Origin of the sequence: Paenibacillus marchantiophytorum, from assembly GCF_014640555.1 — a bacterium.
Classification (GTDB): Bacteria; Bacillota; Bacilli; order Paenibacillales; family NBRC-103111; genus Paenibacillus_E; species Paenibacillus_E marchantiophytorum.
In genome coordinates this window covers 31,774-44,496 of record NZ_BMHE01000056.1, presented here as the reverse complement: position 1 = coordinate 44,496, position 12,723 = coordinate 31,774, and the positions used below count along the sequence as shown (strand labels likewise).

Here is a 12,723-nt window from a genome sequence, read left to right as displayed (position 1 = left end):
ACCCATATATCTGAAAGCTGAAATGCTCATTGACTTGCTAGCGAGATTTTACAATCTCTTTTTTGAACGATTGCTCGTTCGTGCTTACTCACTCGTTGTTCAGTTTTCAAAGATCAATTTCTTTCGCTTACCAAGCTGCTCTCGCGGCCGGAATTACAATATAGCATATTCGCCCAACCGAATGCAAGCTTTTCTTTTACATTTTTCGATAAAATTTTCAGCTCGTTCTTGGCCGGAACGACAATATACCATGCTCACTGCCAGATTGCAACTGTCATTCTTAAAGTTTCCAAAAAACTAACGATCAAGCACTTTTTGAACCAACTCCTGCTCGAAATGTTCTTTCAAAGCATCGGTACTGGAACCTTCGGAGAAGCGGAATTCCCGGAATTCGCGTATAAGCTGCTGGATATCATCCAGGTTTCCCTGATTAGCGAGCTGCTCCGTTTGATTAATAACATGATAGGAAATTGCGTGATAAGCGTCGGCGAAGCTTTCATCAACGTTGGCAGCGCTGCGGTAATCAGCGTAATAGCGTTTAAATGTGTCCATTAAAGATTCGTTCATAATAGAAAGTCACTCCTTCCAAGATAAAAATCAGTTTCCCTCCTTGTATGGAAAATTATACAACAGCCCTCATCTAATTCCTAAGATGAGGGCTGTTGCGTGAATCTAACCTTTTTCTATATCTATCTATTAGAGCCTTTTTATTAACATCATTTTTTATTTCACATCAATAGAAGTAACTTCTTGGTTTTGACCTTTAAGCTGGATCAAGTGGCCCGATGTGAACGAACCAAGATTTCCTGTTAAAGTTACATTAGCGGAAACATTGTACACTGTCGTCTGGTTAACGCCATTGATGTTTTGGTTGATCGATATCGTCTTAATCTTTCCTTGTCCATCAACAGTAGTTGCATTCAACGTACCTAATACATCAAATGTTTGATTCACTTGACCTAAAGTCGTTACTTCAATAAAGACAACCGTATTATTGAAGGTACGCACTTTCACTTGATCGCCAATTTGCAATGCGGATGCAGCGACTTTCACGCCGTTACGCAAAATGAAGGCATCTGGATGCAGTACGTATTGCGTAACAACACCAGCTTTGGTAACGGAAAGCACATTGTTGTAAACAATTGCATTCACTGTTCCTGTGTTGCCAGCCTGCTCATCAGGCAATTGACTGCCCGTACGATCAAGCAAAGCGGCCAATTGAGCACGTGTTACCGGTTGATTCGGACGGAAGGTATTGTCTTCAAATCCATCAACGAGGTTTTTGTCTTTGGCTACAACGACATAGCCAACAGATCCTGCAGGAATTTGCTTAGCATCTTTGAAAGTAAGCGTTGTGTTCATTTTCGCTTTTGCTTCTGCTTCCAATTTAAGCGCCTTCACTAAAAGCGTAGTTGCCCATAGGCGGTCTGCTTCTTTCTGCGGCTGAACAGAATCATCGCTTTCAGTGAACAGATCATTTTCTAAGGCTACAGCTACATAACCTACTGCCCATGCTGGAACTTTATCTGCATCTTTGAAATTTAATTTGGTTTGCATTTCAACAGCAGACTCCGCTTGCTCGCGCAATCCCATTAAACGAACTGCGGCTGTAATCGCCTCAATGCGGGAAACCGTTTTGTCAGGCTTGAATGTGCCGTCTTCATATCCTTCAAAAACTTGCTTGGAAGCTAGGCTAGCAATGTAGCGCATTGCCCATTCCGCACTTTTGAGGTCATTGAAATTGATTCGTATTTGAACATTGCCTTTGATATTTTGAGTATAGCTATTATTGTTGTTATTGTTGCTGTTCCCTTTACCACGATCATCATGGTCATTTCCTTTGGCAAACGCAGCTGATGCGCCCCCCATTACCATTGTTAGGACAAGTCCTGTTGCTACTGCTTTTTTCAATAAGTTCTTTTTCATTCAAGTTCCCTCTCCCTTATTCATCTAATTTCATAAATAATTGGAGCCTTCGCGAAGGGTTCCTGTGTTATGCTAAATCAATTCGCCTTCCCGTTTATGTTTTTGGGGGTAGATTGGTAAATCTTTTAAATACGAATTATTCGCGCCTATGAAATCCACTATCAAAACCCCTATGAAACTGCTAAACTTATGGCATAGAAGACTATCGCAAAAGGAGCTAACACATGCGTTTACGTAACCCGCGAGTTCAACTCGTTATTGCTCTGGCCGTTCTGCTTATTGTTATTTGCGGATTCACTTATGGAAAGGTTTGGCTGAAGCAAGGAAAAGTGGAACCAACCTCAGTAACCGCTCCTTCCACGATTCATCAAGACAAGCCTAACTCACTTGAGCCTTCAACTGTCCCAACGGCAGGAACAAAAAATGAGAACGTTAGCACTTATCCGACTGAACAAGTGGATGTTGTGGTTATCGGGAGTGAGCTGGAAGGACTTTATTTGGCTCGTGCAGCTGCCGACGAAGGACTGAAGGTGAAGATATTAGATCCTCATCAGGCTTTTGGAGGCCAAATTCTTCAAAGCCAAATGCTGTTCCTAGATGAAACTCGAGATGATCAAGGCCATGTGCTTGTTCAAGGTCGGGTCAAAGAATTATTCGACGGATTCAGAAATGCCAAGATTCGCAAACTTCCCGAATTCACTTCCTATATGAATAAACTAGTCAAAGATATTCCCATCGAATCGGGTATTGTCATTCAAGAAATCGAGCAAGTCCAGACACCGGATAATATGCACAAAGTCGCTTCCCTTGTATATTCGAATGAGAAAAATGAAAAAAAGAAAGTAACAGCTACGTATTGGGTTGAAAATAGTGATTACGCAGCGCTTATCAGCCGCCTTGGTGCCAAACGGCTTCCGGGTCTTGAGAAATTTTACGGTCAAAAAGAGATTGAATACATGAGCGCCGGGATGATGATGAAGTTCAAAAATGTGGATTGGAAGAAATTCAATACCGCGTTTAACTTGCTGAAGCCTGAGGAGAAATCTAAACAATTCGGTGGCGGCTATGTAAGCGACAGCTTCGCTATCGGGCTTAGCGGGATGACGAAAGCTTACCATCCATCGAACGATCGTGTTTTTCTAAGAGGGTTAAATGCTGTGAATCAGCGTGATGGCGACGTCTTAATTAATGCGCTTCTTGTTTACACTGTTGATCCATCCAAACCTGAATCTATCCAAGAAGCTGTAAACTTGGGCAACAAGGAAACAGCTCTGATTCTGCCACACTTCCGCAAAACCTTGCCAGGCTGGGAACATGCGGAGTTAGGGGAACAACCGACATATCCTTATGTCCGTGAGTATAATCATTACGAGATGGATTACGTCCTCAAACCTTCTGACTTGCTTTCGGGCACCATGTTCTGGGACAACGTCAGTATTGGCGGCTACCCACTTGATTTACAGGGAACAAGCGCTAATAAGTGGGGGATTGAAATGGGGCGTCCGGATAAATACGGCATGCCGCTGCGCAGCTTTTTACTGAAAAATTATGAAAATGTCATCGCCGCGGGTAAAAATGTGGGTTCCTCCGCAATTGCCTATGGCAGTACAAGAATTCAGCCGAATACTAGTTTAGCTGCTGAATCCATTGGCGTTATCCTTGGTCAAGTACACGGCAAACAGAAATTAAGAGAAATCACACCGGAAGAGATGGCCAAGTTTCAACAGTACTTGTCCGCTCATTATCAAATTAAATTAACTGGCGTTACAGCTGCGAATAAAATCAGCGGTTGGAATGCAGATGAAATTGCGAAACTGGATACCGGTGAAATTACCTATCCAAGCTACATCCAAACAAGAAAAAAACCGTTAACAAAAAAATAATAAAAAAACGTGCATTCGTTCTTTCGAGCGGCGCACGTTTTTTTAGTTGAAATTTGCCACGTTCAGACATATAATAAGCGATATACTTACAAACGCTTACGAATACTTAATGAAAGGAGATGACACTGCTTGTTCCAGGAAGAACGACTTATATCAATCGTTGAATACTTAAAATCAAATAAACGCATTACGGTAGATCTTATCTGCGAACTCTACGATGTCTCTCGCGACACCGCCAGAAGAGATATGGTGAAGCTGGAAGAACAGGGCCTGATTGTCCGAACGCGAGGCGGCGCTATCCTCCCTACCCTGTTCAAAGAAGTAGGCAATTATGACGAAAGGCTGCAAGCCGAATCCTTATCCAAGCTGACGATTGGCAAGGCAGCGGCGCAGCTCATCCAAGATGGCGACTACATTATGATGGATGCTTCAACAACGGTGCTTCACGCCGCAACAGCCCTATTTTCCCGGCAAAATGTGGTTGTCACAAGTTCCATTGAAATTGCTGCTATCTTAACGCGTAAAGAAGAAACTACCATTCATATTCTTGGCGGCGTGCTTGATAACAAGCATCACAGCGTGTATGGAGCCAAAGCGATTGAAATGCTCAATGATTACCATGTCGACAAATTGCTTATCGGAACCTGCGGGATTACGGAGGAAGGTCTCTCCGCTCCAAACGAAGAGGATTGTTATTTGGTGAGAGCCATGATGCAGCATGCTGATCAAGTTATCGTACTTGCGGATCATTCCAAATTCGGTAAAAGACTTTTTCACCGCGTAGTTGGCTTTGAAAGCATAGATATTCTGATCACAGATCAAGCACTGAGCTCTGAGATCAAAGATAAATTAATTGCCGCTGAGGTAGAAATTGTATTAGCAGGAGGAGAAGAACAACATGATTAAACTTATCGTAAGCGATTTGGATGGAACCTTGCTGGATCACAGTAAAAAAGTGAGCGACAGAGAATTAGCCGCTTTGGCCAAGGTCAAAGAAGCCGGGATCGCCTTATGCCTAGCTTCCGGAAGAATGAATGTGGAGATGCAGCAGGTTTTGGAGGAGATTGGACATCGCGCTTACTCCGTCTCGCAAAATGGGGCGTTCATTCACTTGGAGGATGGCAGCTATCTCCAATCCAAGCTATTTGAACCCCAATTGGCGCATAACGTATACCAACTCTTGAGAGACTTTGATCTCGTGAAGTTGATCTGTTCAGGAGAAGCGAATTATATTACGCACCTGACACCAGCCTCGGATGCCATCCAAGCCCGGACCTTCCGCCCTTTCCTCATCAAAGAGGATCTCGAACATTCCCTTCAAAATGAGTTCGCGGTCTGTAAATTCTCGATGTTTGGCGAAATTGACATCCTGTTAAATTTAAAAGCACGGATGGAAGAAGAGCTCGGTGAGCACCTGGAAATGTTCATCTCGGACAAAGATTGTTTGGATATTATGCCGCTGCACGTTTCCAAAGGGAGTTCCTTGCTGCAACTGATTGAGAAACTAGGTTTGAAGACGGAGGAAATCGCCTGTGTCGGGGATTCCTTTAATGATGTCTCCATGTTCGGTATCACCCCTCACAGCTTTGCCATGTCAGGAGCCCATCCCGACGTCAAGAAACAAGCGGCCTACCAAGTGGATTCAGTCGCCGATGCGATTGTGCACGTTTTTAACCACAATGAGGCCTATCTTACTAAACAAAAAGGAATAGCTGGTCGATGAAAAAATTACTCTTTATGAGCTGCTTGTCCTACTTATTGACAGGCTGCACGCACGTTATATTCGGAGCCGTCTTACCTGAACTGCTCGCGCATTATGGCCGGAGTTACAGTGACGGCGGATTTCTCGTATTCCTGCAATTTGGCGGTTTTCTGCTCGGCGTGCTGAGCATGCCGGCCATGGCTCGCCGCATCAGCAGGAGAACGACCATTACAACCGCATTTGGTCTCCTTTTCTTAGCCATGGTGTCCATCGTCTTGCTGCCTCCCTGGCCTCTCGCAGTTAGCCTGACTTTCATTGCCGGCGTCGCGTTCGGACTTGTTGAAGCAAGTATAAGCACCTTCGTGCTCATGGCGGCCAAAGATAATCAAGCAACAGCTTTCAGCAAGTTAGAAGTCGCTTTCGGACTTGGCGCCTTGATTATGCCGCTCATATCCAGTATTTTGATCGCGAATGACTTATGGAAATATGGATTCATGCTGCTGGGAATTAGCGCGCTGGCAACAGGCATCATCTGGTCAAAGCTCTCTTTGGGTGAACACGATGAACTGTTGGCCCATAAGGCTGATCGCACGAAGTCCGCTAATAAGCCTCCTGCACTTATGAAAAGCTCTTTAACTTTCCTTATTCTGTTCATGTTTGTCTTCTTCTTGTATGTTGGGATGGAAAATACGATTGTCAACTTCTTGCCGTCGATCTTTATCGATCAGCTGCATGCTTCAAGTTCCGTGGCTTCTCTGGCTGTAACCGCCTATTGGTTGGCCATGGTCTTCGGTCGGGTTTTCGCGGGCATCATCGCTGAGAAATTGACCTATTTCCGCTACTTGCTTTTCTCCTTTGCAGCGAGCGTAGTTACCTTGCTGTTATGGATGTTTAGCTCTGAGTTGTGGAGCAGCTTCGCCATCGTCCTTTTACTCGGCCTTTTCATGTCTGGGATGTATGCTGTTGCGCTGATCTATGCGAATCAATTATTGCCCGGTCGCACAGAGCAAATCACAAGTACGCTGATCGCCGCTGGCGGTTTGGGTGGTTCCATTCTTCCCTTAGGAGTTGGCTGGGGAATGGATAAATTCCAGACAGGTGTGTCCATCTGGTTTGTACTGATCAGCATGTGTTTGGTGCTGGGGATCGTTATCTATACGAAAAAGTGGCGGATTCAGGCTGTTGAGTCGAATTAAGTCCTTGAACTGTCCAATTAAGAAAAACGACTTCCCTGCCCTGAGGGATCAGCAAAGAAAACCGGCTTCCCCGCCCTGAGGGATCAGCCTCTTCAAAGCGACAAATCTTGTAAGGGAACTACAGAGGATGTCTATTTACCCTAAATATAGTGAAGTCCCTTCCTCACTTTCAGCATGTACGTGGCTTCTTGCTTCGGGTGTCGACTTTTCCTAATCCGCAATCGTTTTCCTTGGAGTGGGATTTGGCGGTTTTCAGCAATATAGCGGATTCTAGTTCCCTGTGGGTTAATGCGATGACACAGAGCCCAGCTTGAAAAGGAACTACGATCCGCTAATTGGCTGGAACCCGGGTAAAAGCAGCATGAGAGGGAACTGAGGTACGTTATTTAGGCGGAAGATGCTGATTCCGACGGGGAAACGGTGATATAGCGGATCGTAGTTCCCTTTGGAGAGGAATATGGCGGTTTTCAGCAATATAGCGGATCCTAGTTCCCTTATATAAATTCTGGCGTGTTCAAAAAAACCTCCGTGACCACTTAACCAAGTGGATTCGGAGGTTTTTTGTTAAACATCGTGTTGCTCAACTTAACGCAGAACCTTTAATTGAACGACAACTGCTTTATCCTGGAAAACAACATTCTTCACACCGATCAGAGCTGGCAAGTGTTCTTCAAGCGAAAATGAGATGGGTTCAAGATGAAGCCATTCATTGGGGAGCTGCATCCCTTTCACGCTTGTGCGAACTGGCTGAATGACTACATTAGGCGGATTCCACGCAAGCGCGAACTGCATTTGGGCTGCGATTGGAACTTTATCACGCCATCTGAGATTCAAATCAGCCTCAAGATGAGAACCATTCAGCGTAAGCTTAGCCCCATCCAGCTGAAAATCATGGGGCAACTGCTGGTGCGCGGACAACTGCTTTTTGACCAAATCATTGAGGTCCTGTTCGGTGAGCTGCACATCCAACTTGCGAGTTTTTATGATGTCAGCAATTTTGCTGCCAATCGAAATCTCTTGGTACGATAAGTCTAGCGTCTCTGTCGGCTTGACGTGCCGGATAAGAAGGACCACGGCAAGTAGAAGAATAAGAAGAAGACAAATGGCCGTAATCAATATTTTTTTCAGCACGTTTCACACCTCGCAGATCACAATTTGGGCTAGCCCAGGGCTCTGGGCTATTCTTCTTTGTTCTGCTGTTTGTCTTTGAGCCAGCGAGGAGCGCCCTTGCTCTTGCGATCTCGCTCGCGTTGGGCTTTGCTCACGGCCTTGCCTGCGGCGGCCGTCTTAACTGGCGCTGCCGGCTTCGCCGCGGCCGTGCTGAGCGGAGCGCGCTCCGCTGCGCCAGTCTCCCGCGCGTCGGCAGAGCCCGCACGCGCAGGCGCTGCGCCGCTCGGGCGCGCCGCTTCACGGCGGCTGCGCATCGTAGCCGCGCTGCGGTCTTGGGCCGGATCGACGAGTCGGCCCTCGAACATCGCCTTAGGCGCGATCGTGATCCCAAGCTGTTTCTCGAATTTATCGAGAATGAACAGCTCTTTGGGCGTCACGATGGAGATCGTTGTGCCCTCACGGCCCATTCGGCCGGTGCGACCCACGCGGTGGAGATAATACTCCGCATTCGTGGCAGGATCCAGATGGAAGACGTGCGTTACGCCTTCAATATCCAGCCCCCGTGCCGCGACATCAGTGGCCAGCAGCAGTTGGAATTTCCCTTCACGGAAATTCCCCATGACTTTGGCCCGATCCTGTTTGCTGGCTTCCCCATAGAGGGCTTCAACCGACAAACCAACATATTGGAGCTTGCCCACCACTTGCGCGATGTCATCTGTAACGTTGATGAATACGATAGCAGAAGTTGGTTTAATTAAACGGACCAACCTTCTTAACGTGTCGATCTTCTCCCGCTCCTGACAAACCACATGCATGTGCTTCAATGTTTCTGCTGTGCGCTGGCTCGGATTGATTTTGATAATAACAGGTTCCTTCAACCAACGTTCGGCTGCCTGCTCCGTGCTTTGGGGAATCGTCGCTGAGACAAACACCATTTGACTCGACTTGAGCATCCCTTTCAGAACCGCTTCTACATCCTGCATAGAACCCAGTTCAAATACCTGATCGACTTCATCCACGATCCCCATTTTCACATGGTGCAGCGTCAGCTTTTTGATCTTCGTGAGTTCCAATAAACGTCCTGGCGTTCCTACCACAATATGGGGATGAAGTCTTAGTTTCTCCACTTGTCTAACAATGGCAGCCCCGCCGATCAAGGATTGGGAACGAATCGGTCCCCCCTCTGTCAGCTTTTCAATTTCCTGCATGATTTGCATGCCTAGTTCCCTTGTAGGAACAACAACAAGCACTTGCAGTTGTTTCTGTGCAGGATCGATACGCTCTAGCGCTGGCAGCAGATAGGCCAAGGTTTTGCCTGTGCCCGTTTGCGACTGGATAATCGCGTCTTTCCCATCTTTCAATACCGGTATCCCTTCAGCCTGAATAGGTGTAGGCTCGCCTATGCCTAATTGCTGTAATTTATCTAAATAAGTCTGTGCGATTTGCAGTTGCTCGAAGCTTGTACTCAATTTATGAAAACCCCTTTTCTCTTCCTAGCTAATGAACCTATTATATGTCACAAGGGAAAACGATACAAATAAAGATCCCGCAAACAGCAGAAATAAGAGTCCATAAGGACTCCTATCCGCCTGTTCCCCACTCCTCGAAAAGCTTCTGTTTAATGACATCCCGCGCTCTGAATAAACGCTGTCGTACGACACCCTCTGTAACACCTAATTCGCTGGCCATTTCCTTGTAGGATAAATTATGTATCCATTTCATCGCGATGATTTGTCGGTATGCAGGACTAAGTTGATTGATGTACATAATGATGGCTTCACGCATTAATTTCAGTTCAACTTCTTTATCTAGAGAGTCCAAACATTCCGAGGTGGGAGCCGCTTCTTTCAAGCTGAGCAAGAGCTCTGTTTCTAGTTCATCCCGGTTGCGTTTGTGCTTGCGCAGATGATTGAGCGTGACGTTACGGGTTAGCTTCTTAACCCAACTCTCATATTTATCGATTTCTTGAAGCAAGGGTGCTTTACGGACCGCCCGTAGAAAAGACTCCTGAATGATATCTTCCACACCGGCATGATCACGTAAAATAAAGTAAATCATAGGATACACGAGTATATAGAACTCTTGGTATATCTGCTCTTGTATGCTTTTGTCCAACTTGTAAAAGTCACTGCAAAATATTTGTCTCAGAGACTGCGTAATAAACGCCCCCTAGCCTACCAGGTCGAACTACCAACTTTGTTCTTCCCTTATTTTAGGCCATTCAAGAGGAGTAAACAATAACTAGCGGCAAATTAAATGAAGAAGGCTATTTCTCTTGGGCAATCAGCGCAAGTTTCGTGTCCAGCCAGGTGAATACATCGTCCAGCGCTTTCTCGTCTTCCTCTCTCGCGAAGCGGTGTTCGAGTCCATCATACAGTGCCATCGTATAGCTTTTGCCGGCTTGATCCAGTGCTTGGGCCAGCTTTCTTGCTTGACTAATATCGACTTGCGAATCCTTCGTCCCATGGATGATATAAATGGGGGTATGGATGTCTTCTACCCATAGTGCAGGTGAACGATCCACATACGCCTCAACTTGTTTCTTGGGGTGCCCGACAACGCGCTTTAGCATCCGGCGCAGATCGACTCGCTGCTCATAGGTGTCCAGCATATCGCTTACGCCTCCCCATACCACGACAGGGCCAACACCACGGCATTCTCTGGCAGCCCGCATGGCCATCACAGCGCCTCGGGAAAATCCGATTAATGGGACTGGGCCAGGCTGCACTTCTGTTAAAGCTTGGACGACTTCAATCGCATGGATAACATCATAGCGGTCCTCTCCGCCGAAATCCTCACGACCTTCGCCGCCCTCATTCCCCCGATAGTAGGGAGCAAATACGACATATCCCCGCTGGGCCATGGAAACGATTCGTCGTTTGCGGACCATCCCGACACGCTTGATACCGCCGCGGCAATAAATCACGGCAGGTCTGGGAACAGATCCGTCAGGCACAGCCAGCAGCCCCTTCACTTTCAGCCCTTGGCTTACATAAGTTAGAATAAAAAGAGAGATATGCTTCATGAAACAGCGAATTTGTACTCTATCCAGCAATTGCCCATCCTGCAAATCCGTTTGCGTCATCGACATCCGGGTCTCCTTTTTGACAGCATTCTGGCCATCAGATAAACTAATAGTGCTCCATCCTATTTTCCATCCGAAGGGATGAAACTATGAATACAGATTTTGAGAACGCATTTGACTCTTTGGTTGCTAAGACGGCTGAACTCATTACCGGTGATACTTCACCTGAAATGATGGAGAAAATTAAGATTTGGGCATTTTTTAATCATGTTCATAAATCGCTTCCGGCATTGACCTCTCACTGGAACCAAACTCATCCAGAAGGCAAAGCTGAAGTACGCCGCATTTTCGAAGAAATTCGCGCATTGAATCAAGCCTTGCAAGCAAATAAGCCTGATCAGAAGTAAAAAAGCGGAGTCCAATCCAACGATTGGACTCCGCTTTATTTCTTATTCAACAACCCTGAGGCAACCAGGTCAAATAAACGCGGAAATAGGTGAAAAAATTTAATGCCTACGCCAGCGACGAAAGGCAGGTCTTTCTCCGGAATATTCTTCTGGATGGCATGTATGAGCTCTTTGACGACTTTTTCCGGTTTTAGCATAAACCAGGCGACATTTTTGACATAGTTGCCAGTCGGATCTGCTTTATCAAAGAAAGGGGTAGAAATAGGACCAGGATTAATAGCCGTCACGGCAATTCCCTTCTTCACAAGTTCCTGCCGCAAACTGTTCGTAAAGCCCAAGACCGCATGCTTCGTAGCCGAGTACCCCGTTGATTTGGCTGAACCAACCTTCCCCGCCATAGAAGCGATATTCACAATATGGCCGCTGCCCGCTTTCACCATATGCGGCAGCACCGCCTGGGTCACTCGAACAATCCCCAAGTAATTCACGTTCATCATCTCTTCAAAATGGGAGAAAGGCGCTCCCTCAAAAGATTCAAATATGCCATACCCGGCATTGTTAATCAAAATATCAATACGGCCAAATTTTACCGCTATGTGCTCAATAACCTCATTCACTTGCCCGCTGTTCGTCACATCCATCTCATACACAGCATGCTGACCTTGCAAAGTTGCCGCAATCTCGTGCAGTTTATCTGTGCTGCGTGCTGTCAGAATAGGAATCGCTCCCTTGGCTGCAAATTGCTGCGCCATGACGGCGCCAATGCCGCTGGATGCGCCAGTGATCAAAACAATTTTGTTCGATATGTTCAATGTTCGTTATCCTTCCTATCGCTAATTGCAAAAAAATGGAGACCCTGCTCTCGCAGTCCTCCATTCATTGTAACCTATTTATCCAAATTCGTTTCTACGTGAGCAATACCTGAATGTCTAACTCACCGATACTATCCATAATTAAAGGTATGGTCAATGCTTTCTTAGGTACAAATCCCGCAGCCGTTGCTGATTGAACAATTTTGGGTGGTGTAATGTCTACCCTTACCCCTTGATTAAATAACATCGTGCTCGCATTGCCGCTGATCATATTGCCGAGCTCAGAGATAGCGCTCTTGCCCATTTCATCCATTTCAGTAATGACGAATCCGCCCATCATGGCAGAAACCATTTTCAATGCAACATCTTCCGCTAAGCCAAAAACAATGTCGCCTTCCATTTGCCCGGTCATCCCGATTTGGATCCAAATATACTTTTCCACAAATTTGACGTCTTTAACGCCGAGCTGCCCCGTCGTTGGGCGAATGTTAGCAACTTGCTCGATGACAATTCTAGCCGACTCCAAAAAGGGATTAATGTACTCAGCCTTCATAGCTCCGCTCCGATCTCATTTGTGAATAAGTTCCACAGAAAAACGACCTTTTTCAACATTATACCTAAAAAATTAGGACAAGTATACTGCCATTTTTCTTAAAATAGTT

13 protein-coding genes are annotated in these 12,723 nt (G+C 46.1%); 5 read left to right on the top strand and 8 right to left on the bottom strand.

The genetic code is table 11. From position 1 onward, the window contains the following. Window positions 1-297: 297 nt before the first annotated feature. Window positions 298-567 carry a hypothetical protein gene (locus tag IEY34_RS31280; RefSeq protein WP_189019447.1) on the bottom strand — a complete coding sequence of 90 codons (270 nt, stop codon included), beginning with the start codon at window positions 565-567 and terminating at the stop codon, window positions 298-300. Between the two features lie 156 nt (window positions 568-723). After that, the gene (locus tag IEY34_RS31275; RefSeq protein ID WP_189019445.1) at window positions 724-1,926 is read right to left on the bottom strand and encodes an S-layer homology domain-containing protein; all 1,203 of its coding nucleotides are present in this window, start codon (window positions 1,924-1,926) and stop codon (window positions 724-726) included. Between the two features lie 224 nt (window positions 1,927-2,150). Here IEY34_RS31275 and IEY34_RS31270 point away from each other — a divergent pair, with 224 nt between their 5' ends. The 4 genes from IEY34_RS31270 to IEY34_RS31255 all read left to right on the top strand — a co-directional run bounded on the left by IEY34_RS31270 (window position 2,151) and on the right by IEY34_RS31255 (window position 6,707). Next, window positions 2,151-3,809, top strand: coding sequence for an FAD-dependent oxidoreductase (locus IEY34_RS31270; protein ID WP_189019443.1), 1,659 nt, complete (start codon window positions 2,151-2,153; stop codon window positions 3,807-3,809). A 129-nt stretch (window positions 3,810-3,938) separates the two neighbouring features. Continuing rightward, window positions 3,939-4,715, top strand: a complete 777-nt coding sequence (locus IEY34_RS31265; RefSeq protein ID WP_189019441.1) for a DeoR/GlpR family DNA-binding transcription regulator — start codon at window positions 3,939-3,941, stop codon at window positions 4,713-4,715. Further along, window positions 4,708-5,532 (top strand): Cof-type HAD-IIB family hydrolase, encoded by an 825-nt coding sequence (locus tag IEY34_RS31260; protein ID WP_189019439.1) that lies wholly within the window; start codon window positions 4,708-4,710, stop codon window positions 5,530-5,532. Before IEY34_RS31265 ends, IEY34_RS31260 begins: the two co-directional genes overlap by 8 nt. Then, window positions 5,529-6,707, top strand: a complete 1,179-nt coding sequence (locus IEY34_RS31255) for an MFS transporter (protein WP_189019437.1) — start codon at window positions 5,529-5,531, stop codon at window positions 6,705-6,707. The genes IEY34_RS31260 and IEY34_RS31255 overlap by 4 nt, the downstream gene beginning before the upstream one ends. A gap of 585 nt (window positions 6,708-7,292) precedes the next feature. Here the strand turns inward: IEY34_RS31255 and IEY34_RS31250 are convergent. The 4 genes from IEY34_RS31250 to IEY34_RS31235 all read right to left on the bottom strand — a co-directional run bounded on the left by IEY34_RS31250 (window position 7,293) and on the right by IEY34_RS31235 (window position 10,908). Then, window positions 7,293-7,838: a hypothetical protein gene (locus IEY34_RS31250; RefSeq protein WP_189019435.1), complete on the bottom strand. Its 546-nt coding sequence runs from the start codon at window positions 7,836-7,838 to the stop codon at window positions 7,293-7,295. A gap of 47 nt (window positions 7,839-7,885) precedes the next feature. After that, window positions 7,886-9,286 (bottom strand): DEAD/DEAH box helicase, encoded by a 1,401-nt coding sequence (locus IEY34_RS31245; RefSeq protein WP_189019433.1) that lies wholly within the window; start codon window positions 9,284-9,286, stop codon window positions 7,886-7,888. A gap of 112 nt (window positions 9,287-9,398) precedes the next feature. Then, window positions 9,399-9,932: an RNA polymerase sigma factor gene (locus tag IEY34_RS31240; protein WP_268240204.1), complete on the bottom strand. Its 534-nt coding sequence runs from the start codon at window positions 9,930-9,932 to the stop codon at window positions 9,399-9,401. 151 nt (window positions 9,933-10,083) lie between these two features. Continuing rightward, complete coding sequence (locus IEY34_RS31235) at window positions 10,084-10,908, bottom strand: alpha/beta hydrolase family protein (RefSeq protein ID WP_189019431.1); 825 nt, start codon at window positions 10,906-10,908, stop codon at window positions 10,084-10,086. An 83-nt stretch (window positions 10,909-10,991) separates the two neighbouring features. Between IEY34_RS31235 and IEY34_RS31230 the strand changes: the two genes are divergently transcribed. Next, entirely contained in the window at window positions 10,992-11,249 is a 258-nt protein-coding gene (locus IEY34_RS31230; RefSeq protein ID WP_189019429.1) for a DUF2573 family protein, read from the top strand. A gap of 35 nt (window positions 11,250-11,284) precedes the next feature. On the opposite strand, the gene IEY34_RS31225 is transcribed toward IEY34_RS31230, so the two are convergent. Both IEY34_RS31225 and IEY34_RS31220 read right to left on the bottom strand, forming a co-directional pair. After that, complete coding sequence (locus tag IEY34_RS31225) at window positions 11,285-12,061, bottom strand: SDR family NAD(P)-dependent oxidoreductase (RefSeq protein WP_189019427.1); 777 nt, start codon at window positions 12,059-12,061, stop codon at window positions 11,285-11,287. A 94-nt stretch (window positions 12,062-12,155) separates the two neighbouring features. Continuing rightward, window positions 12,156-12,614, bottom strand: coding sequence for a chemotaxis protein CheX (locus tag IEY34_RS31220; protein WP_189019425.1), 459 nt, complete (start codon window positions 12,612-12,614; stop codon window positions 12,156-12,158). Window positions 12,615-12,723: the final 109 nt, after the last annotated feature.